We start from the raw sequence: 20,856 nt of genomic DNA, 5'->3' as shown, positions 1-20,856 counted from the left end.
TCGGCCCGCAGCCGCTCGGCCACGGCGAAGGCCAGCGTGGTCTTGCCCGCGCTCGGCAGCCCGGTCAGCCACACGGTGGCACCGCGCTCGCAGCGGGCGGCCGCAGGGACCGCCTCCGCGGTGCCCTCGGCGGCCAGGGTGTCGGCTGTCGTCACGGTGAACTCTCCTGCTGGTGCGTAGTGGTGGCGCGTGGTGGTGGTGCGGGGTGGTAGTGCGGGGTGGGGTCAGAGGTGGATGCCGCACTCGGTCTTGCCCGAGCCCGCCCAGCGGCCGGCCCGGCCCTGCTCGCCCTCGCCGGGCTTGGCGGTGCAGGACAGCGGCGAGCAGCCGATCGAGGTGTAGCCCTCCCACAGCAGCGGGTTGAGCAGCACTCCGTTGGCGGCCACGTAGGCGTCCACGTCCTGCTGGGTCCAGCGGGCGATCGGGGCGATCTTCACCTTGCGGCGCTTCGGGTCCCAGGAGACCACCGGGGTGTTCGCCCGGCTGGGGGACTCGTCGCGGCGAAGGCCCGTCGCCCAGGCGTCGTAGCCGCCGAGGCCGCGGTTCAGCGGCTCGACCTTGCGCAGCGCGCAGCACAGGTCCGGGTCGCGGTCGTGCAGCCGCGGCCCGTAGCGCGCGTCCTGCTCGGCCACGGTCAGCTCGGGGGTCAGGGTGATGACGTTGACCGGCAGCACCGCGGCCACCGCGTCCCGGGTGCCGATGGTCTCGGCGAAGTGGTAGCCGGTGTCCAGGAACACCACGTCCACGCCCGGGAAGACCGAGGAGGCGAGGTGGGCGACCACCGCGTCCTCCATCGAGGAGGTGACGCAGAACCGCTTGCCGAAGTTCTCCGCGGCCCAGCGGAGCACGTCCTCGGCGGACGCCTCCTCCAGGTCGCGGCCGGCCGCGACGGCCAGGGCCTCAAGGTCGGTCGTGGTGCTCATCCGAACTCCCCCCGTTCGCGGGTGACAGCAGGCCGAGGAACTTCAGCTGGAAGGCCCGCCGGCAGCTGTGGCACTCCCAGGCGCCGTGGCCGGCCTCGGACGGGCGCAGGTCCTCGTCCCCGCAGTACGGGCAGAAGAACGGTGCGGCGCGCTCGCTCACGACAAGGCCTCCTCGCCGGCCCGGGCGGTCCACTGGGCGAACCGCTCGCCCTCCTTGCGCTCGGCCTGGAAGCGGGTCAGCACGCGCTCGACGTAGTCGGGCAGGCCATCCTTGGTGACCTTCAGGCCGCGGACCTTGCGGCCGAACCCGGCCTCCAGGCCCAGCGCGCCGCCCAGGTGCACCTGGTAGCCCTCGACCTGGTCGCCGTGCTCGTCGGTGACCAGCTGGCCCTTGAGACCGATGTCCGCCACCTGGATCCGGGCGCAGGCGTTCGGGCAGCCGTTGATGTTGATGGTCAGCGGCTCGCTGAACTCCGGCAGGCGCCGCTCCAGCTCGTCGATGAGGGTGCGGCCGCGCTCCTTGGTCTCGACGATGGCGAGCTTGCAGTACTCGATGCCGGTGCAGGCCATCGTGCCGCGGCGGAACGGGGACGGGGTGACCCGCAGGTCGAGCGCCTCCAGGCCGGCCACCAGCGAGTCGACCCGGTCCTCGGCGATGTCCAGCACGAGCATCTTCTGCTCGGCGGTGGTGCGCAGCCGGTCGCTGCCGTGGGCGGCCGCCAGGTCGGCGATCTTCCCGAGCAACTCGCCGTCGACCCGGCCGACCCGCGGCGCGAAGCCGACGTAGAACCGGCCGTCCTTCTGCCGGTGCACGCCGACGTGGTCGCGCCAGGTGCCGCTCGGCTCCGCGGGCGCGGGCCCGTCGATCAGCTCGTACTTGAGGTACTCGTCCTGCAGCACCTGGCGGAACTTCTCCACGCCCCAGTCGGCGACCAGGAACTTCAACCGGGCGCGGTTGCGCAGCCGGCGGTAGCCGTAGTCGCGGAAGATGCCGATGACGCCGCCGTAGACGTCCGCGACCTCCTCCAGCGGGACCCAGGCGCCCAGGCGCACGCCGAGCTTGGGGTTGGTGGACAGGCCGCCGCCGACCCAGAGGTCGAAGCCGGGGCCGTGCTCGGGGTGCACCACGCCGACGAAGGCGATGTCGTTGATCTCGTGCGCCACGTCCAGCAGCGGCGAGCCGGAGACCGCCGACTTGAACTTGCGCGGGAGGTTGGAGAACTCCGGGTTGCCGATGAAGCGGCGCTGGATCTCGTCGATGGCGGGGGTGCCGTCGATGATCTCGTCCTCGGCGATGCCGGCCACCGGCGAGCCGAGGATGACCCGCGGGGTGTCGCCGCAGGCCTCGGTGGTGGACAGGCCGACGCCTTCCAGCTTCTGCCAGATCGCGGGCACGTCCTCGATCCGGATCCAGTGGTACTGGACGTTCTGCCGGTCGGTCAGGTCCGCGGTGTTGCGGCCGTACTGCACGGAGACCTCGGAGATCGCCTTCAGCTGGGCCACCGTCAGGCGCCCGCCGTCGATCCGGACCCGGAGCATGAAGTACTCGGCGTCCAGCTCGTGCGGCTCCAGGATCGCGGTCTTGCCGCCGTCGATGCCCTCCTTGCGCTGGGTGTACAGACCCCACCAGCGCATCCGGCCGCGCAGGTCGGCCGGATCGATCGAGTCGAAGCCGCGGTGCGCGTAGATCGTCTCAATGCGTGTCCGCACGTTGAGACCGTCGTCGTCCTTCTTGAACTGCTCGTTCGCGTTCAGCGGGGTGAAGTGCCCCATGCCCCACTGGCCCTCGCCGCGGTGGCGGGTCACCTTGCGGGCGGCGGCGGGACGGCGCGCGGCGGCGCTGTCGACCTGGGGCTCGACCGGTTCGGGAGTGGGGGCCATGATGTCGTCCTCAATCGGGCTGGCGTGGTTCGGGGGCGTCCGAGCCCCGGGCACGTCCTGCTCCGACCTGCGGGTTCGCCGTGGGTGTGCGACGGGGATCCGGAGGATCGTGAGGAGCAGTGACCTGTGCCCGAGGGCGCTCGCGCGTCCGCCGGAGCGGAGGGGGCGGTGGTGGCGCCGGGTGCGGTGGTGGCAGCGGGGTTGGGCTCAGGTCACCGGACAGATGGCGCTGGACACGCGAAGGAGATCGACGTGCAGTCGACCTACTAGGGTGGCTCCGGCGCTAGGCATGGCAAGAGATTCGCACGGCACACGACCCCCGGTCCACCAACGTCCGTATTCTGGACGCAATGGTTTCGGAGTATGAGATGCGGATCGGATCGGCCGCCGCCGGCCCGATCGCGCCCCCGGGGCCGCCCCGGCCGGGTGGGGCCGCGTTCGGGAGCTGTTCACCGGCCGTCCCCGGCCCTCGCGCGTGCGTGCGCGCGGATCGGACGGCGCGGGCCGATACCGTAGGGACGTGCAAGCAGCAGGCAGTACCTCGCAGGACACCCAGGGCCAGGCCGCCGAGCGCCCCGCGCGCCGGCGGGGCGGGCGTCGGCGCGCGGCCAAGCAGAACACCTGGCGCAGCACGATCTGGGGCCTGGTGAAGGACACCACCAACACCTGCGTCGAGTACCGGGTGACCGGGCTGGCCGCGGAGGCCGCGTTCTTCACCCTGCTGTCCATCCCGCCGCTGCTGCTCTGCCTCGCGGGCACCCTCGGCTACCTGGACGACATCCTCGGCGCCGGCACCATCGACCGGCTGAAACGAGACATCGTCTCGGCATCCGGGACGGTGCTCTCGCAGAGCTCGGTCGACCAGATCGTCCAACCGCTGCTGAAGAGCGTCTTCGACAACGGCCGGCCGGACCTGATCTCGATCGGCTTCCTGCTCTCGCTCTGGTCCGGCTCCCGGGCGCTCTACATCTTCATCGACACCATCACGGTGATGTACGGCCTCGACGGCAAGCGGGGCATCGTGAAGACCCGGCTGGTCTCGCTCGGCCTCTACCTCGGTGCGCTGGCGATCGGCTCCCTGGCGCTGCCCCTGCTGGTGGCCGGCCCCGGCCTGGTGGTGCACGCGCTGCCGGACTCGGCCGGGGTGGTCAGCGCGCTGTACTGGCCGAGCGCGATCCTGCTGCTGGTGGTCTTCCTGACCACGCTCTACCACGTGGCGGTGCCGGTCAGCACACCCTGGCGGGAGGACATCCCGGGCGCGCTGGTGGCCCTGGTGGTGCTGGTGTTCTGCAGCGTGCTGCTGCGGCTCTACCTGGTCAGCTCGGTCGAGGGCCGCTCGGTCTACGGCCAGCTGGCCGCGCCGGTCGCGGTGCTGCTGTGGATCGGCGTGGTGGCGCTCGCCGTGCTCATCGGCGCGGCGATGAACGCCGCCATAGACCGGCGCTGGCCGACCGTGGAGACCGCCGACGCCCGGGCCGAGAACGAGCGTGCCAGCGAGGAGCGGGCCGCCACGCTGGTCCGCGAGGTGGCCGCCCGGCGGGCCAACGAGCGGGCGGTCCGGGCCCGCGAGCTGGGCCTCGGCGACGGCGCCGACGAGGAGTTCGACGAGGACGAGGACGACGGCCTGCCCCCCGCCGAGTACCCCGAGCGCTGGGCCGAGGTGCTGTCGCCGCACAACGTCCGCGGCCGGCTCGCCGGCGGCGGCACCCACCGCCGGCGCCGCGAGCCCCCGCCGCCCCCGGACACCGACCGCCCGGACTGGCCGCAGGAGCCCCCCGCGTACCCCACCCCGGGCTCCTGGGACGGCCGGTAGGATTCCAGTCGGTAATTCGGTGGCGGCCCGCTCGCCGGGCCCGCTACGGTTTCCCCGTTGGGACCGACCCGTACCGGGCCGTGTCCGTCGGTCGCAGGACGAAGCAGGAGGTGAGGACCGTGATGGCAATCGTTGCGGTGAGCGCCGTGCGCGCTCAGAAGCCCACCGTTCTTTGCTCCGTGGTCTCCGGCTGACCTCTACCGCTGTTCCACCACGCACCATCGGTGCGTGCCGCGCCGTGCGCGCACACAGCCGGGGCCACACCCTCCGAAGGGTTCCCCGAGTTGCCTCTCCCCATCGACGCCCACCCGCTCACCGGCCTCGGCTGGAACGCGGACCGGGCCGCCGACTTCGCCCCCCTCGCCGAGGCGGGCCTCACCCCCGCGCGGATCGCCCGGGTCGACCGCGGACGCTGCGACGTCCTGCTCGCCGACCCCGACACCGGTGAACTGCGCACCGTCCGGACCGACTCCCGGCCGGTCAACGGCCCCGACCCGGTGGACGCCCCGTGCACCGGCGACTGGGCGGCGGTCGACCTCGCGGCCGTCCCGCTGCCCACCGTCCGCGCCCTGCTGCCGCGCGCGACCGCGATCGTCCGCAAGGCGTCCGGCGGGCGCTCGGACGGGCAGGTGCTCGCCGCCAACATCGACACCGTGCTGATCGCGGTGTCGCTCGCCCTCGACCCCGACCTCGGCCGGATCGAGCGCTTCCTGGCCCTGGCCTGGGAGTCCGGCGCCGAGCCGGTGGTCGTCCTCACCAAGGCCGACCTGGTGGACGACGCCGACCACATCCGCTCCGACGTCGAGCGGATCGCCCCCGGTGTCACCGTGCTCGCGGTCAGCGCCGGGACGGGCGAGGGCATCGACGTGCTGCACGCCTGCGTGCCCGGCTCCAGCGCGCTGATCGGCCAGTCCGGCGCGGGCAAGTCCACCCTCACCAACGCGCTCGCCGGGCGGGACGCGATGACCGTCCAGGAGATCCGCGACAGCGACGGCAAGGGCCGGCACACCACCACCACCCGCGAGCTGATCATGCTGCCCGGCGGCGGCGTGGTCATCGACACCCCCGGACTGCGGGAGGTCGGCCTCTACGGCGGCGAAGGCCTGGGCCAGGCCTTCGCCGAGATCGAGGAGCTCGCCGAGCAGTGCCGCTTCGACGACTGCGGCCACCACACCGAGCCGGGCTGCGCCGTGCAGGCCGCGCTGGCGGACGGCACCCTGCCGCACCGCCGGATGGAGAGCTACCTCAAGCTCCGCAAGGAGAGCGCCTGGATCGCCCGGCGCACCGACGCGCGGCTGCGCAAGGAGCAGCTGCAGAAGTGGAAGGCGATCACCAAGTCGATGCGCGGGGCGGGCAGCCCGACCCGGCAGCGCTGACCGTCCGCTCGTGCCGCGAGGCCGCTCGTGCCGCGAGGCCGCCCCGACCGTCAGGTCACGGGGCGGCCGCGCGGCCGTCGCGGGGTGTGCGGGCCGCGGCCCGCTGCCGTCAGTCCGGCAGGTCGCCGGTGCGGATCACCCGGGCGTACCAGTGGGCGCTGTCCTTGGGCGTGCGGCGCTGGCTGGCGAAGTCGACGTGCACGATGCCGAACCGCTTGCTGTAGCCGTAGGCCCACTCGAAGTTGTCCAGCAGCGACCAGAGGAAGTACCCCCGCACCGGTGCCCCGTCCGCCACCGCCCGGCGGACCGCCGCCAGGTGCCCGTGCAGGTAGGCGACCCGCTCGGGGTCGTGCACCGCGCCGCTCGGGTCGGTGTAGTCCTCGTACGCCGCGCCGTTCTCGGTGACCAGCAGCGGCAGGCCCGGCAGGTCGTCGCGCAGCCGGGTGAGCAGCTCGTACAGCCCGTCGGCGTCCACCGGCCAGCCCATCGCGGTGCGGCTGCCCTCGGCCGGCAGGAACCGCACGCCCCGGTCGGCGGGCCAGGGCGAGAGCTCGCCGGCGTGGCCGTCCTGGCGGGGTGCCGGGGCGGCCGGGTCGTCGGCGCCCACCACCGTCGGGGTGTAGTAGTTGATGCCCAGCGAGTCGATCGGGCGGGAGATCTCGGCCAGGTCGCCGTCGTGGACGAAGGACCAGTCGGTCAGCTGCCGGGTGTCGGCCAGCACGTCGGCCGGGTAGCGGCCGTGGAAGACCGGGTCGAGGAAGATCCGGTTGGCCAGGCCGTCGATCCGGCGGGCCGCGTCCAGGTCGGCCGGACCGGTGGAGAGCGGGCGGACGGCGGCCAGGTTGAGGGTGAGCGAGACCTGCGCCCCCGCCGGCAGGGCGGAGCGCAGCGCGGCGGTGCCCAGCCCGTGCGCCAGCAGCAGGTGGTGGTGGGCGGTCAGCGCCGCCACCGGGTCGGTCCGGCCCGGGGCGTGCACGCCGCTGCCGTAACCGAGGAAGGCACTGCACCAGGGCTCGTTGAGGGTGGTCCAGGTGCCGATCCGGTCGCCGAGCGCCTCGGCGGCGATCGCGGCGTACTCGGCGAAGCGGTGGGCGGTGTCCCGGTCGGTCCAGCCGCCGCGGTCCTCCAGCTCCTGCGGCAGGTCCCAGTGGTAGAGGGTGGCCACCGGCGAGATGCCGTGCGCCAGCAGCTCGTCCACCAGCCGGTCGTAGAAGTCCAGCCCGGCCCGGTTGGCGGCGCCCCGGCCGCCGGGGCGCACCCGCGACCAGGACAGCGAGAACCGGTAGGCGCCGAGGCCGAGTTCGGCCATCAGCGCGACGTCCTCGCGGTAGCGGTGGTAGTGGTCGGCCGCGATCTCCCCGGTGTCGCCGTTGCGGACCGCGCCCGGGGTGCGGCTGAAGGTGTCCCAGATGGACGCGGTCCGCCCGTCCAGGGCCGCCGCGCCCTCGATCTGGTACGCCGCGGTGGCCGCGCCCCAGACGAAGTCGGCGGGGAAGCCGGCGCGGACGGGTGAGGGCAGCGCTTCGACGGTCATCTCGCCTTCCAGGGTCGTGAGTCGGTGGGTCATCCCTTGACGGCTCCCTGCATGATGCCGCCGACGATCTGGCGGCCGAGCAGCGCGAAGACCACCAGGACGGGCAGGGTGCCGAGCAGGGTGCCGGCCATGACGATGGACTGGTCGGGCACGTAGCCCTGGCCGAGGGACTTCAGGGCCACCTGCACGGTGGGGTTCTGCGAGCTCAGGGCCACGATCGGCCAGAAGAAGTCGTTCCAGGTGGCCATGAAGGTCAGCATGCCGAGTACGGCCATCCCGGGCCGGGCGACCGGCAGCACGATCGACCGGAAGATCCGCAGCGCGGAGGCGCCGTCCACCCGGCCGGCCTCGATCAGCTCGTCGGGCAGCGCCTGCAGCAGGAACTGCCGCATGAAGAACACCCCGAAGGCGGAGACCAGCGAGGGCAGGATCACGGCCGGCAGCTTGTTCTGCAGGTCGAGCTCGACGATCACCATGAACAGCGGGATCACCCCGAGCTGCGGCGGGATCATCATGGTCCCGACGGTGACGGCGAGCAGCAGCCCGCGCCCGCGGAAGCGCAGCTTGGCGAAGGCGAACCCGGCCAGCGTCGAGGAGAGCACCACCCCCGCCGTCACCACCGAGGAGACCAGCAGCGAGTTGAGCAGCGCGCTGCCGATGGCGGCCTGCTGGAGGGCCTCGCCGAGGTTGTGGAACAGATTGGGCCCCGGGGGCAGGGCGGGGGTCGCCGCGCTGAGCTCGGAGTTGGAACGGCTGGCGGCCACCAGCGTCCAGTAGAACGGGAACACGGCCAGCAGCGTGGCGACGGCCAGCACCGCGTAGGCCAGCGGGCCGCCCTGCAGCGGGGAACGCCTGGCGAGCTTCATCACGATCACCGGTCCGTACGGTTGCGCCGGGCGGCGACGGCCGCGTTGACCAGGGCCAGCACCACGATCAGCAGGAACATCACCCAGGCCACGGCCGCGGCCCGGCCCAGGTGGAAGAAGGACCAGCCCTGCTCGTACATGTACAGGCCGAGGGTCTGGTACTGGTGCGAGATGCCGCCGCCCGAGTTGCCCTCGTACAGCAGCGGCTCGCCGAACAGCTGGGTGGCGCCGATGGTGGAGACCACCACCGTGAACACGATGGTGGGCCGCAGGCCGGGCACGGTGATGTGGCGGAACTGCTGCCAGCGCGAGGCGCCGTCCACCGCCGCGGACTCGTAGAGCTCGCCCGGGATGGCCTGCATGCCGGCCAGGTAGATCAGCGCGTTGTAGCCCGTCCAGCGCCAGGTGACGATCGCCGAGACGCCGAACTGCGAGGCCCAGGTGTCGGCCTGCCAGTCCACCGGGCTCAGCCCGACGGTGCCCAGCAGCCAGTTGATCAGGCCGTAGTCGCGGCCGAAGAGCTGCGCGAAGACCAGGGTCGCGGCGGCCACCGAGGTGGCGTACGGCATCAGCATCGCGACCCGGAAGAAGGTCCGCCCGCGCAGCCGGTAGTTGAGCAGGTGGGCCAGGCCCAGGGCCATCAGCAGCTGCGGGACGGTGGACAGCACGCCGATGGTGAAGGTGTTGCGCAGCGCGTTCCAGAAGAACGGGTCCTCGAACAGCCGGGTGTAGTTCTTCAGCCCGAGCCAGTCCATCCGGTCCGCGGTCTGCAACTCGACCCGGTGCAGCGAGACGTAGGCGGTGTAGAGCAGCGGGAACAGCCCGAAGGCCGCGAACAGCGCGAAGAACGGGGCGACGAACCCGTACGGGGCGAGCCGGCCGGCCCGGCGGGGCCGGGTGGCGGCGGGGTGCCCGGGCGGGCGGCGGCCCTTGCCGGCCGCCACGGCCGGGGGAGCGGAGATGGCCATGGTGTGAGGTCCTTCGAGGAGGCTCCCGGCCCGGGGCGAGCGGCGGCCGGTGGGCCGGGAGCGGGGTGACCGGCGGTGCGTCAGCTGCCGTTGGCCTTCTTGATGTTGTCCATCGCGTGCTGCCAGGCGGTGTCCGGCGCGGTCCTGGTGCGCTCGACCTCGCCCAGTGCGTCGGTGAAGGCCTTGCCGATCACGCCGTCATCGGTGCCGAGCACCTGGGCGGGCATGTTGGCCGCGGACTCGCTGAAGATCTGGCCGATCGGCGCGTTGTTGAAGTACGGGTCGACGGTGGCCTTGATCTCGGCCTGCGCACCGGTGCTGGACGGGAAGGAGCCCTGCTTGGTGAAGAGCGTGGCCTGCTGCTTCTCGGCGGTGAGCCACTTGATCAGCTCGGCCGCCTCCTTCGGGTGCTTGGCGGTCTTCGGGACGGTCAGGTACGAGCCGCCCCAGTTGCCGGTCCGGCCGGGGCCGGCGGCGATGTCCCACGTGCCCGAACCGGCGTCGCCGGCCTGGCCCTTGATGTAGCCGATCATCCAGGCCGGGCAGCTCAGGGTGGCGAACTTGCCGGTGCTGAAGGCCTTGTTCCACTCCGGGGTCCACTGCGGCAGCTTGGCGGACAGGCCGTCGGCGACCAGCCGGCTGGCGTCGGCCCAGGCGCTCTTGACGGCCGGGCTGCTGTCGAAGACCGGCTTGCCGCTCTCGTCCGCGTACCGGACCTTCTGCTGGCCGACCTCGGCGGTGAACATGCCCGCCGCGCTGTCGGTCCACGCGTTGCCGGCCTCGGCCTTGCCGACGTACTGCTTGCCGAGGTCGAGGTAGCCCTGCCAGGTGGACCACTTGGCGGCCAGCTCGGTGCGGTCGGTGGGCAGGCCGGCCGCCTTGAACAGGTCGGTGCGGTAGCAGATCGCCTCCGGGCCGATGTCGGTGCCCGCGCCCAGCACCCGGCCGTCGGCGGTCTTCACGGCGGCGCCCTTCCAGGGCACCAGTTCGTCGTTGACCCCGCCGATGCCGAGGGTCTTCAGGTCGGTGAACTTGTCCGCCTGCTTCTGCACCACGCTCGCCGCCCGGCCGACCTCCAGTCCCTGGATGTCGGCGAGGCCGCCGCCGCCCGCCAGCTTGGTCTGCAGGGCCTGCCAGTACTGCCCCTCGTCCTGGGTGTCGCTCTGCTTGATGGTGATGTTCGGGTGCAGCTTGGAGTACTCCTCGTAGAGGCCGCTCTCCTTGAATCCGAAGGTGCCGAAGAGGTCCACCGTGAGGGTCACCGGGCTGCCTGCTGCTGCGTCCTTGGAACCTGAGGTGCCGGCTGCGCCGGATCCACAGCCGGTGAGCAGCAGGGTCGCGGCGAGCGCGGTGGATCCGAGAGCGGCGGCGGTGGTGCGGACTCTGAACGGGCGCATGGGGGTGCCTCCTGGCGCAGCAGGTCGTGGGTGGTGGCGGTGGTGCTGGCGGTGGTGCTGGCGTGGTGCTGGCGGCGCTGCTGAGAGCGCTCTCAGTCGATGTCAGGAGAGTGCCCGGCCCCACTCGGGTCCGTCAAGTGTCCGAAACCTGAACGTAATCTCCGGAGTTGGGCGCGGTGAACGTTCAGAGGGTGAAGTCGGGGATTATGTCCGGAGCGTTGACACCCGGAGGTGGGGGCTCTAGCGTCCGCAGCGCTGAGAGCGCTCTCACCCACCCTTCCCCACCCGAGGTGGATCCATGAAGCTCAGATCCGTGCGCCGCCCGGCAGCCGCCGTCACGGCGCTCGCCCTCGCCGCCGCGGCCGCGCTGGCCGCGACCGTCGGTGCCGGCAGCGCCGCGGCGGCGACCGTCCCGGTCGGCCTCGGCGGCTACAGCGACAGCCGCCCCGCCGGCACGATCGGCCCCGTCAACTCGGACGGCGCGTCCGTCGCGCCCAAGGTCACCGCACGGATGGCCGGCAAGGCCGTGCCGACCAACGACTGGTGGTCCTCGCTGGTCTTCCAGCGCTACGCGGGCAACCCGTACTCGGAGAACATGTACGGCCACCCGCTCACCTACAAGGCGACGGCCGGCGGTCTGGAGGTCGGCTACCCCACCACGCCGACCATCACCCCGGACGGCCGCCAGTACGACTACACGCACACCCGCGACCTCACCCTGGGCGTGACCGGCCTCAACTCCCCGGACACCAAGGTGGACGGCTGGAGCGACTGGACCGTCACCCCGTACTGGGCGGACGGCGCGCACACCTTCAGCGCCACCATCGGCCACGGCCTGCCCTACGTCTACGCGCACGCCACCGGGGGAGCGGCCCAGATCACCACGGCCTCCGCGCCGACCGTCTTCGCCAACCAGGGCAACGTGCTCGGCATCACCGTCGGCGGCCACCACTACGGCCTGTTCGCCCCCAGCGGCACCAGCTGGAACGTCAACGGCAGCACCCTGAGCGCCGCGCTCGGCACCAAGGACTACTACTCGGTCGCCGTTCTGCCGAGCCAGGGCGACCTGGCGTTGTACGGCAGCTATGCCTACAGCTTCGTCACCGACACCGCGGCGGCGTGGAGCTACCAGCCGGCGGCGGGCACCCTGACCACCACCTACACCGTGACCACCACCCCGCAGGAGGGCGCCAGGACCGGCACCCTGCTCGCGCTCTACCCGCACCAGTGGCGGGCCACCGGCGACCAGTTGACCGCGCTGGAGTACATCTCGCCGCGCGGCCGGATGAAGGTCCGCGAGGGCAGCGCGTTCACCACCGTGCAGAGCGTCAACGGCGTGCTGCCCTCGCTGCCGGACGTCGGCGGCTACGACCGCGCCGCGCTCGGCGCGCTGGTCCGCGAACAGGCGAACGCCGCCGACCCGTTCCTCGGCGCCACCGACACCTACTGGACCGGCAAGGCCCTCGGACGGCTCGCCCAACTCGTCCCGATCGCCGACCAGTTGGGCGACGCGGCGACCCGGGACAAGCTGCTCTCGCTGATCAAGGGCAAGCTGCAGACCTGGTTCAAGGGCACCGGCTCACCCGGATTCGCCTACGACCCGGTCTGGAAGACCCTGATCGGCTACCCCGCCTCGTACGGCACCGACGGCGAGCTCAACGACCACCACTTCCACTACGGCTACTTCATCCAGGCCGCCGCCACCGTCGCGCGCTACGACAGCGCCTGGGCCGCCGACGGCGCCTGGGGCGGCATGGTCGAGCTGCTCGCCAAGGACGCCGCCAACGCCGACCGGGCCGACAGCCGCTTCCCGGTGCTGCGCAACTTCGACGTCTACGCCGGCCACGGCTGGGCCTCCGGCCACGCCGGCTTCGCCGCCGGCAACAACGAGGAATCCTCCTCCGAGTCGCTCAACTTCAGCTCCGGGCTCATCCTCTACGGATCCGCCACCGGTGACACCGCGCTGCGCGACCTGGGCGTCTACCTGTACACCACGGAGGCGAACGCCGTCGAGCAGTACTGGTTCGACGCCGACCACACCACCTTCCCGGCCGCCTTCGGGCACCACACGGTCGGCATGGTCTGGGGCAGCGGCGCCGCCTACTCGACCTGGTGGACCGCCGCGCCCGGCATGATCCATGGGATCAACGTCCTTCCGGTCACCGGCGGTTCGCTCTACCTGGCGCGCCGGCAGGACGAGATCAGGGCCAACCTGGCCGAGCTGAAGGCCGACAACGGCGGCGCGCTCACCGACTGGCGCGACCTGCTCTGGGAGTTCCAGGCGCTGGCCGACCCGGCCGCCGCGAAGGCCGCCTGGGACGCCGGCAGCGCCGGCTACACCCCGGAGGAGGGCGAGTCCAAGGCGCACACCTACCACTGGATCTACGGTCTGGCCGCGCTCGGCACCCTGGACCCGGCCACCACCGCCGACAGCCCGACGGCGGCCGTCTTCACCGACGGGGCCACCCGCACCCACGTGGCCCACAACTACACCACGGCCGCGCGCAGCGTCCGCTTCTCGGACGGCTTCACGCTGACTGTCCCGGCCCGCTCGACGGCCAGCGAGCGCGGGTCGTTCACGGACGGCGGCACGGGCGGGCCGAGCAGCTCGCCTTCTCCCTCGCCGTCCGGGTCGCCGTCCCCCTCGCCCTCACCCTCCACCTCGCCGTCGCCGTCCGGTTCGCCGTCGGCGCCCGCCACCGGCGGCAACACCTTCTACCTCCAGCCGGCCGGCGCCCTCACCACCGCGTACGGCAGCTCGGCCACGACGGACCAGCTGCCCTCGGCGGGCGGCGGCAACCACGACGGCACGCCGTACCTGGCCAAGGGGTACGAGGTCCGCAACCTGAGCGGCACGCTCAAGCCCGGCGGCGCGACCGATTTCGACCTCTACCTGGACGCCGGCAGCGCCGTCGGACTCGGCCAGCAGGTGCGGGTCTCCTACGACCTGACCGGGGACGGCAGCTTCGACCGGGTCGAGACCTACCGCTACTTCGCCACCGACCCGGTGGCCGGCTGGGAGCGCTACGCGGGCGCCACCGCCGGTCTCGCGGCCGCCACCGGCGCGCTCGGCAACCTCGACCACGGCACCGTCCGGGTGGAGGTGTGGTCGGCGATCGGCAGCGCCCCGGCCCAGCTGCGGGTCGGCGCGACCCAGGCGCAGGGCAGTGCCTCGGTGCTGCGGATCCCGTTCAACTGACCTGTACCGATGGGTCGTTGATCCCTTGATCCCTTGATCCCTTGATCCCTTGAGTCCGGCGGTCCGGTGGCCGGGTGGCCCGAGCGGTCGCCCGGCTACCGGACCACCCGGAACCGTTCCAGCACCACCTCGGTGGCGTCGGCCACGGTGAAGTCCCGATCGTCCAGCACCGCCAGCAGCTCCGGGCTGCGCCAGAACCGCTCATGGACGGCCCGCCACTCGGCGATCGTCCGGTACCCCTCGCCTTCGTCCAGCGCATGCTGCAGATCGGCCTCCCCGAGCGGGACCACCCGTACCTCGGTCACCTCGATCACCGCCACCGGCAGGTCGCCCGAGTCCACCACCGCCTGCCGGTCGCCGGGCACCGGAAGCGCCTCCCCGAGCTTGCGGTACTCGGCCAGCAGCCCGGTGGTGCTGGTCTTGGCGCCGCTCAGCACCGCGGCCACCAACTCGTCCCGCAGCGGCCCCGGAAAGGCGAACTCGGCCTTCGGTAGGCCCGCGTATCGATCATCGGTCATGCCGCGACCGTAGGTCGTTCCCGGCCGGGCCGCCGCCGATTTTCCGTGCGCCCGAGGGTCAGGCCGGGGCGGTGCGGCCGGCCAGGCGTTCGTGGCGTTGGCGGGCGGCCTGGGGGGTGCCGAGGCCGAGGCCGAAGGCGATCTCCTGCCAGGTGAAGCCGCGGCCGCGGGCCATCGTGATCAAGGCCTCTTCCAGCTCGTCCAGTTCGGCCCGGGCCTGGGGCAGCAGGGTGAGCGCGGCGACGATGTCCGTGCGGTCCACCTCGGGCTCGCCGGCCTCGGGCAGGGCGGTGCCGCTCAGCAGTAGCGAGACGAGGCGGGCCGCCTCCTGCGGTGCGGGCAGGTGCGGGTTGGCCTGGCGGGCGCGCTGCTGCTCGGTGGCGGCGTGCCGCTCGGCGATCCGGAACAGGGCGGCGGCGGTGCGGTGGGCCCGGGCCTGGTGGGCGTCGGGGGCGGCGAACGGGTCGGGGGTGGGGGTCGGGGTGTGCGTGGGGTCCGAGGGCATGGGTCCACCATCGGCCCGCGCGCATTCTGTTGTCAACGGATTGTGTTGAACACTTCGTTCATCTGGCGGAGTCCCGCTCCACCAGCCTGGTCGGGATGATCACCGAGGTCGGCGCCGCCGGCCGGCCGACCGCCGGGCCGCTCTCGCCCGACAGCTGCCGCAGCAGCAGCCGGGCCATCAGCCGCCCCATCTCCTCGATGTCCTGCCGGACGGTGGTCAGCGGCGGCTCGGTCCACGCGGCGACGGACTCCACGTCGTCGAACCCGACCACCGCGACGTCCTGGGGCACCCGCCGCCCGGCCTCGCGCAGCACCCGCAGCGCTCCGGAGGCCATCGAGTCCGAGGCGGCGAACACCGCGTCCAGGTCGGGCCGGCGGGCCAGTAGGGCGGCCATCGCCCGCCCGCCGCCGTCCGGGGTGAAGTCGCCCTCGGCGATCAGCTCCGGATCGCCGTCGGGCAGCAGATCGCGATAGCCGTCCAGGCGGTCGATCGACGAGGTCTGGTCGAGCGGCCCGGTGATGGTGGCGATCCGGCTGCGGCCCAGCTCACGCAGGTGCTGGACGGCGAGCCGGGCACCGCCCCGGTTGTCGCTGTCGACGTAGACCAGTTCGCGATCGGACTCGGCGCCCGACCAGCCGGGGCGGCCGCCCACCACGAAGGGCAGGCCGACCCGGCGGGCGATGTGGGGCAGCGGGTCGGAGCGGTGGAGCGAGAACAGCAGCACGCCGTCCACGTGGCCGCCGGCCAGGTAGCGGCCGACGCGGTCGTAGTCCCGCTGCTCCTCGATCATCAGCAGCACCATCTGGTTGTCGGCGGCCGACAGCTCCCGGCTGATGCCGCGCAGGTGCTGGGCGAAGAAGGGGTCGGAGAAGATCCGGCTCTCCGGCTCGGCGACCACGACGGCGATGGCCTGGTTACGGCGGGTGACCAGGGTGCGGGCGGCCAGGTTGGGCGCGTAGCCGAGCTCGTCCACCGCCTGCCGGACCTTCTCCCGCAAGGCCTCGCGGACACCTGCCCCGCCGTTCACCACCCGGGAGGCGGTCGCGCGGGAGACGCCGGCCCGCTCCGCCACCGACTCCAGGGTGGGCCGTGCCTCGGGGGGCCGTCGGGCCTCGTGGGTCGGCCGTGCCTCGGAAGCCGGCCGTGCCTCGGAAGGCGGCGGTGCCTCGTGGGTCGGCCGGGCGAGGGTGCCTCCCGTGTTCGCGGCCGACGGCTGCTGCTCCGACCGTTCGATCACGGCGCGCTCCTCTCATGGACTCTTCCTGGGCTGAGCCTAGCGGGTCGGGCAACAGCTCTGAGAGCGCTCCCAGAAGGTCCCGGGTCACCGGCGGTCGAGCCGCCGGACCGCCGTGTCCGATTCCCGCCAGTCGGAGGTCGGGTGATACCGCAGACTGGAGAGCGTGATCGACGACGAGACCAGGTACCGGGCGGTGGACAGCCGGGACGCCCGCTTCGACGGGGTGTTCTTCACGGCCGTCCGGACCACCGGCATCTACTGCCGGCCGAGCTGCCCCGCAGTCACCCCGAAGCGGGTGAACTGCACCTTCTACCCGACCGCCGCCGCGGCCCAGGGCGCCGGCTTCCGCGCGTGCCGCCGGTGCCGTCCCGACTCCGTGCCCGGCTCGCCGGAGTGGAACCACCGCGCCGACCTGGTCGGCCGGGCGATGCGCCTGATCGGCGACGGCGTGGTCGACCGCGAGGGCGTCGCGGGGCTGGCCGCCCGCCTCGGCTACAGCGCCCGCCAGCTCCAGCGCCAGCTCACCGCCGAGCTCGGCGCCGGCCCGCTCGCGCTCGCCCGGGCGCAGCGTGCCCAGGCCGCCCGGCTGCTGCTGCAGACCACCGAACTCCCGGTCACCGAGGTCGCGTTCGCGGCCGGCTTCGCCTCGGTGCGGCAGTTCAACGACACCGTGCGGGAGGTCTACGACCGCACCCCGAGCGGGCTGCGCACCGAGATCTCGGCGGGCCGCCGGGGTGGCGGCACCGCGGGCACCATCGGTCTGCGGCTCGCCTACCGCGGCGCGCTGGACAGCGACCACCTGATCGACTTCCTCGCACTGCGCGCCGTCCCCGGGGTCGAGGAGGTCGTCCCCGCGGCGGCCCCCGGGGTGCGCACCTACCGCCGCACCCTCGCGCTGCCGTACGGCCAGGGCATCGCCGAGGTGGACGGGCTCGGGGCCGCCGACCCGCCGACCCGGGGCTGGCTGGACTGCCGGCTGGTCCTCGCCGACCTGCGCGACCTCACCACCGCGGTGCACCGGCTGCGGGCACTGTTCGACCTCGACGCCGATCCGGACACGGTGGACACCCAGCTCGGCCGGGACCAAGGGCTCGCCCCGCTGGTCCGGGCCCGTCCGGGCATCCGCTCGCCCGGCCACGTCGACCCGCACGAGCTGGCGGTCCGGGCCGTGCTCGGCCAGCAGGTCACCGTGACGGCGGCGCGTACGCTGGCCGGCCGGCTGGCCGAGCGGTACGGCGTGCCGCTGGCCGAGCCGAGCGGGGGACTGCGCCTGCTCTTCCCGTCCGCCGGCGCACTGGCCGAGGCGGCTCCCGAACACCTCGCGATGCCGGAGTCCCGGCGCCGGGCGCTGCGCGGACTGTGCGCGGCCCTGGCCGGCGGCACCGTACGGCTGGACGGCGGGGTCGACCGCGAGCACGCGGCCGCCGACCTGCTCGCACTGCCCGGCATCGGCCCCTGGACGGTCGGCTACCTGCGGATGCGGGCCATGGCCGACCCCGATGTCTTCCTGCCGACCGATGCCGGTGTCCGGCACGGCCTGCAGCGCCTGGGCCTGCCCGGGGACCCGAAGTCGGCCGAGCGGGCCGCTCCCGCCTGGGCGCCCTGGCGCTCGTACGCCGTGCACCGGCTCTGGGTGGCGGCCGCGACGCCGGCCGCCGGCGCACCGAACGTGGACAGCACAACTGAGGAGATGGCATGACAACGGCGTTCACGACCATGGAGAGCCCGCTCGGCCGGCTGCTGCTGAGCGGTGTCTACCAGGACGGCGGGCCGCTGGCTCTCGCCGCCGTCACCGCGCCCGGGCAGAAGGGGGCGATCGGCGAGCCGGCCGACGGCTGGGTGCTGGACCCGGAGGCGCTGGCGCCCGCGGTGGAGCAGCTGACCGGGTACTTCGCCGGTGAGCTGACCAGCTTCGACCTGCCGCTGGCACCGGTCGGCACCGAGTTCCGGCAGCGGATCTGGGCGGCGCTGGACGACATCCCGTACGGCGCCACGGTCAGCTACGGCGAGCTCGCCGACGCGGCGGGGCAGTCGCCCCGCGCGGTGCGGGCGGTGGGTGGCGCGGTCGGCGCCAATCCGCTGCTGGTGATCAGGCCCTGCCACCGGGTGCTCGGTGCGAACGGATCGCTGACCGGCTTCGCGGCCGGGACGGACAACAAGCGGCTGCTGCTGGAGCTGGAACGGGGCGCGCCGCTGGCCCGACCGGCCGTGTTCCGACCGGCGCTGTTCTGATCGGTGCTGCTCGCGGCCGGTGCTGCTCCCGGCTGGTGGGGCGGGCCGGTGGGCGCTGTGGGCCGGGTGGACGGGGTCTTGAGCGGCGTGGGTCAGGTGGTGCGGCCCTCGCCGCCGGGGCCGGCGGAGAGGGAGCGGGCGAGCTGCTCCAGTCCGGGCAGGGCGAGCATGACCGCCTCCCGGTCGGCGGGGGACAGGCTCTCCAAGGCGTCCGCCAGGCGGCGCTCGTGCGCCTGCCGCCAGTCGTTCAGTTGCTGGTGGCCCGCGTCGGTCAGGGCGATCCGCGCCGTCCGGCGGTCGCCGGGGTCGGCCTGGCGGTCCACGAATCCCGCGTCGAGCAGCTTCCCGATCAGCCCGCTGACGGTGTTCGGCGCCAGCCGCTGGCGGTCCGCCAGCTCGCCGACCCGCAGCGGTGCGGCCGCGAGCGTCTGCAGCAGCTCGACCTGGGCCATCGGCAGCGACTCCCAGGGGTAGTCGGTGCGGATGCTGCTGCGCAGGGCGCGGCGGAGCCTGGTGATCACGTCGGTGAGCCGCTGGGCGCGCGCGAGCCGGGCCGTCTCCTCCAGTGCGGAGGGCTCGGGCTGCGACGGGACGGAGGTGGGCTGCTGCGGCATGGCGGACAGCGTATCCGGTTCGCACCGTTCACTCGGTCTCTGACCAGGTCTGCAGCCGATCAGCTCGGGCGTCGATCAGCTCGGGCGCCGATCGGATCCGGTATCGAGCCCCACCAGTGCCGAACGGGTCTCCCCCCCATGGCTCTGATCCCGAACGGATCTGACTTCGACCTTCTCGGACTACGATCAGATCTCGGAGAAACAGTTTCTGCATGGGAGTATGTCGGAGGCAGATATATTCTGCCCTGTGCCGACATCAGCCCGCCCCAGCCTGCTCGACAGTCCCCTGCTCGCCGAGCGACCCCGTCCGCGTGCCGTCGCCGCCTGGCCGCACGCGCACTGGCTGGCCGTCGGCACGGTCTGCCTCGGCGCCTTCCTCGGGCAGCTGACCGCGAGCATCACCGCGCTGGTCTTCCCGGCGCTCCAGGAAGGCTTCCATGCGAGCCTCGCCGCTGTCGAATGGGCCGCGCTCGGCTACCTGCTGGTGCTGGTCGCGCTGCTCGCCCCGGTCGGCAGGCTCTCCGACCGGGTCGGCCGGAAGACCGTCTACCTCGGCGGCTTCGCCGTCTTCTCGCTCGCCTCGCTCGGGGCCGGGCTGGCCGACAGCCTGGCCCTGCTGGTGGCCTGCCGGGTGGTCCAGGCGGTCGGCGGCGCGATGCTGCAGGCCAACAGCGTCGCCCTGGTCGCGCGCGGGGTGCCCGGTGCGGCGATGCGGACCGCGCTCGGCATCCAGGCCGCCGCGCAGGCGCTCGGCCTCGCCCTCGGGCCGACCCTGGGCGGGTTGCTGGTCACCCACGCCTCCTGGCGCTGGGCCTTCTGGATCAACGTCCCGGTCGGCCTGCTGGGCATCCTGGCCGGGTGGTACCTGCTGCCCCGCACCCGCCCGGCCGTCCCCCCGTCCCGCACCGTCGCAGCCTCCGCCCCCGCAGGCGCCACCCAACCCGGCTCGGAGGACGGACGGTTCGACCTGCCCGGCCTGCTGCTGCTCGCCGGCGCCTCGACCGCCTTGCTGCTCGCGCTCTCGGCCGCCTCCGGTCTGCCGCTCCCCGGCTGGGCGGTGCTCGCCCTGTTGGGCGCCTCGGCCGTGCTCTCGGTCGCCCTGGTCCGGCAGGAGCAGCGGGCGGACCGGCCGATCATCGCCCCGGGCCTGCTCAATACGCCCGGGATCAGGGCCGGACTGCTGCTCGCTCTGACCGGGTACCTCCTGCTGTTCTGCCCGCTGGTGCTCGGCCCCGTGATGCTCGCCGGCGCAGGTGTGCCGGTGGCCACCGCGGGTCTGGTGATCACCGCGCTGCCGGGCGCCTTCGCTCTCGCGGCCACCCTGGGCGGGGTGCTGCTGCCGCGCGGCTGCACGGATGCCACCCGCTGCCGCTGGGGTGCCCTCACCGCGACGGCCGGTCTGCTCGCCTCGGCGGTGCTCCCGGTGGGCCCGGCGACCGCGGTGCCGGCGCTGCTGGCGGTCGGCTTCGGGCTGGGCCTGTTGCTGCCCGCCAACAACGCCTTGGTGATGCGGGCGATCCCGGCCGAGAGCTCGGCGGTCGGCGGCGGGATGCTGAACTCCGTGCGCAGCCTGGGCACCGCACTCGGGACGGCGTTGCCGGTGCTCGGCGTCCACCTGGCGGGCCGGCAGGTCGGCGGCCGGGCCGTCCTGCTCCTGCTCGCGGCGGTCGGACTGCTGGCCGCCGCGCTCGCAGCCTCCGCCGGACGCACCGCCGGGCGCACCGCCGAGCACTGAGGGACGCCGACGGGGTGTGCCGGGCCGGACCGAACCGTCCCGCACACCCCGTCGGTGC

General features: G+C 73.3%; 19 protein-coding genes. 6 read left to right on the top strand and 13 right to left on the bottom strand.

What is annotated here, in order from left to right:
- From AB0K43_RS28740 to AB0K43_RS28720, 5 genes are all read right to left on the bottom strand, one after another.
- A partial coding sequence (locus tag AB0K43_RS28740; protein WP_363644827.1) for an adenylyl-sulfate kinase occupies positions 1–137 on the bottom strand: 137 nt, incomplete at its 3' end.
- Positions 138–224: 87 nt separating this feature from the next.
- Positions 225–923: a phosphoadenylyl-sulfate reductase gene (locus tag AB0K43_RS28735; protein WP_363644817.1), complete on the bottom strand. Its 699-nt coding sequence runs from the start codon at positions 921–923 to the stop codon at positions 225–227.
- Positions 901–1,083: a hypothetical protein gene (locus tag AB0K43_RS28730; protein WP_363644815.1), complete on the bottom strand. Its 183-nt coding sequence runs from the start codon at positions 1,081–1,083 to the stop codon at positions 901–903. The genes AB0K43_RS28735 and AB0K43_RS28730 overlap by 23 nt, the downstream gene beginning before the upstream one ends.
- Positions 1,080–2,804 (bottom strand): nitrite/sulfite reductase, encoded by a 1,725-nt coding sequence (locus AB0K43_RS28725; protein WP_363644813.1) that lies wholly within the window; start codon positions 2,802–2,804, stop codon positions 1,080–1,082. The genes AB0K43_RS28730 and AB0K43_RS28725 overlap by 4 nt, the downstream gene beginning before the upstream one ends.
- Before the next feature lie 207 nt (positions 2,805–3,011).
- Positions 3,012–3,095 (bottom strand): putative leader peptide, encoded by an 84-nt coding sequence (locus AB0K43_RS28720; RefSeq protein ID WP_317634116.1) that lies wholly within the window; start codon positions 3,093–3,095, stop codon positions 3,012–3,014.
- Between the two features lie 229 nt (positions 3,096–3,324).
- On the opposite strand from AB0K43_RS28720, the gene AB0K43_RS28715 reads away from it, so the two are divergent.
- A complete protein-coding gene (locus AB0K43_RS28715; RefSeq protein ID WP_363644811.1) occupies positions 3,325–4,617 on the top strand; it encodes a YihY/virulence factor BrkB family protein in 1,293 nt (430 codons plus the stop codon).
- Between the two features lie 284 nt (positions 4,618–4,901).
- On the top strand, positions 4,902–5,993 hold the full coding sequence (rsgA, locus tag AB0K43_RS28710; RefSeq protein WP_363644809.1) for a ribosome small subunit-dependent GTPase A: 1,092 nt from the start codon (positions 4,902–4,904) through the stop codon (positions 5,991–5,993).
- 109 nt (positions 5,994–6,102) lie between these two features.
- On the opposite strand, the gene AB0K43_RS28705 is transcribed toward rsgA, so the two are convergent.
- From AB0K43_RS28705 to AB0K43_RS28690, 4 genes are all read right to left on the bottom strand, one after another.
- Entirely contained in the window at positions 6,103–7,527 is a 1,425-nt protein-coding gene (locus AB0K43_RS28705) for a GH1 family beta-glucosidase (protein WP_363644825.1), read from the bottom strand.
- 29 nt (positions 7,528–7,556) lie between these two features.
- Positions 7,557–8,393, bottom strand: coding sequence for a carbohydrate ABC transporter permease (locus AB0K43_RS28700; RefSeq protein ID WP_363644823.1), 837 nt, complete (start codon positions 8,391–8,393; stop codon positions 7,557–7,559).
- Between the two features lie 5 nt (positions 8,394–8,398).
- A complete protein-coding gene (locus AB0K43_RS28695) occupies positions 8,399–9,361 on the bottom strand; it encodes a sugar ABC transporter permease (RefSeq protein ID WP_363644807.1) in 963 nt (320 codons plus the stop codon).
- Between the two features lie 80 nt (positions 9,362–9,441).
- Positions 9,442–10,758: an extracellular solute-binding protein gene (locus AB0K43_RS28690; protein WP_363644805.1), complete on the bottom strand. Its 1,317-nt coding sequence runs from the start codon at positions 10,756–10,758 to the stop codon at positions 9,442–9,444.
- A gap of 298 nt (positions 10,759–11,056) precedes the next feature.
- On the opposite strand from AB0K43_RS28690, the gene AB0K43_RS28685 reads away from it, so the two are divergent.
- Positions 11,057–13,957 (top strand): glycosyl hydrolase, encoded by a 2,901-nt coding sequence (locus AB0K43_RS28685; RefSeq protein ID WP_363644803.1) that lies wholly within the window; start codon positions 11,057–11,059, stop codon positions 13,955–13,957.
- A gap of 95 nt (positions 13,958–14,052) precedes the next feature.
- Here AB0K43_RS28685 and AB0K43_RS28680 read toward each other — a convergent pair whose 3' ends face one another.
- From AB0K43_RS28680 to AB0K43_RS28670, 3 genes are read right to left on the bottom strand one after another with little or no spacing between them, the layout of a single operon-like run.
- The gene (locus AB0K43_RS28680) at positions 14,053–14,475 is read right to left on the bottom strand and encodes an ASCH domain-containing protein (protein WP_363644801.1); all 423 of its coding nucleotides are present in this window, start codon (positions 14,473–14,475) and stop codon (positions 14,053–14,055) included.
- 58 nt (positions 14,476–14,533) lie between these two features.
- The gene (locus AB0K43_RS28675) at positions 14,534–14,980 is read right to left on the bottom strand and encodes a DNA-binding protein (protein ID WP_363644799.1); all 447 of its coding nucleotides are present in this window, start codon (positions 14,978–14,980) and stop codon (positions 14,534–14,536) included.
- A gap of 58 nt (positions 14,981–15,038) precedes the next feature.
- Complete coding sequence (locus AB0K43_RS28670) at positions 15,039–16,061, bottom strand: LacI family DNA-binding transcriptional regulator (protein WP_363644821.1); 1,023 nt, start codon at positions 16,059–16,061, stop codon at positions 15,039–15,041.
- A 319-nt stretch (positions 16,062–16,380) separates the two neighbouring features.
- Between AB0K43_RS28670 and AB0K43_RS28665 the strand changes: the two genes are divergently transcribed.
- Both AB0K43_RS28665 and AB0K43_RS28660 read left to right on the top strand, forming a co-directional pair.
- Positions 16,381–17,916 (top strand): AlkA N-terminal domain-containing protein, encoded by a 1,536-nt coding sequence (locus tag AB0K43_RS28665; RefSeq protein WP_363644797.1) that lies wholly within the window; start codon positions 16,381–16,383, stop codon positions 17,914–17,916.
- Positions 17,913–18,449: a methylated-DNA--[protein]-cysteine S-methyltransferase gene (locus AB0K43_RS28660; RefSeq protein ID WP_363644795.1), complete on the top strand. Its 537-nt coding sequence runs from the start codon at positions 17,913–17,915 to the stop codon at positions 18,447–18,449. Before AB0K43_RS28665 ends, AB0K43_RS28660 begins: the two co-directional genes overlap by 4 nt.
- Positions 18,450–18,541: 92 nt before the next feature.
- Here the strand turns inward: AB0K43_RS28660 and AB0K43_RS28655 are convergent, their stop codons facing one another.
- Positions 18,542–19,063, bottom strand: coding sequence for a MarR family transcriptional regulator (locus AB0K43_RS28655; protein ID WP_363644793.1), 522 nt, complete (start codon positions 19,061–19,063; stop codon positions 18,542–18,544).
- Positions 19,064–19,310: 247 nt separating this feature from the next.
- Here AB0K43_RS28655 and AB0K43_RS28650 point away from each other — a divergent pair, with 247 nt between their 5' ends.
- On the top strand, positions 19,311–20,798 hold the full coding sequence (locus tag AB0K43_RS28650; protein ID WP_363644791.1) for an MFS transporter: 1,488 nt from the start codon (positions 19,311–19,313) through the stop codon (positions 20,796–20,798).
- The last annotated feature ends 58 nt before the right edge of the window (positions 20,799–20,856 follow it).

Origin of the sequence: Kitasatospora sp. NPDC049258 (assembly GCF_040678895.1) — a bacterium.
In the GTDB taxonomy this organism is placed as follows: domain Bacteria; phylum Actinomycetota; class Actinomycetes; order Streptomycetales; family Streptomycetaceae; genus Kitasatospora.
This window is presented reverse-complemented; position numbering and strand designations above follow the sequence as displayed.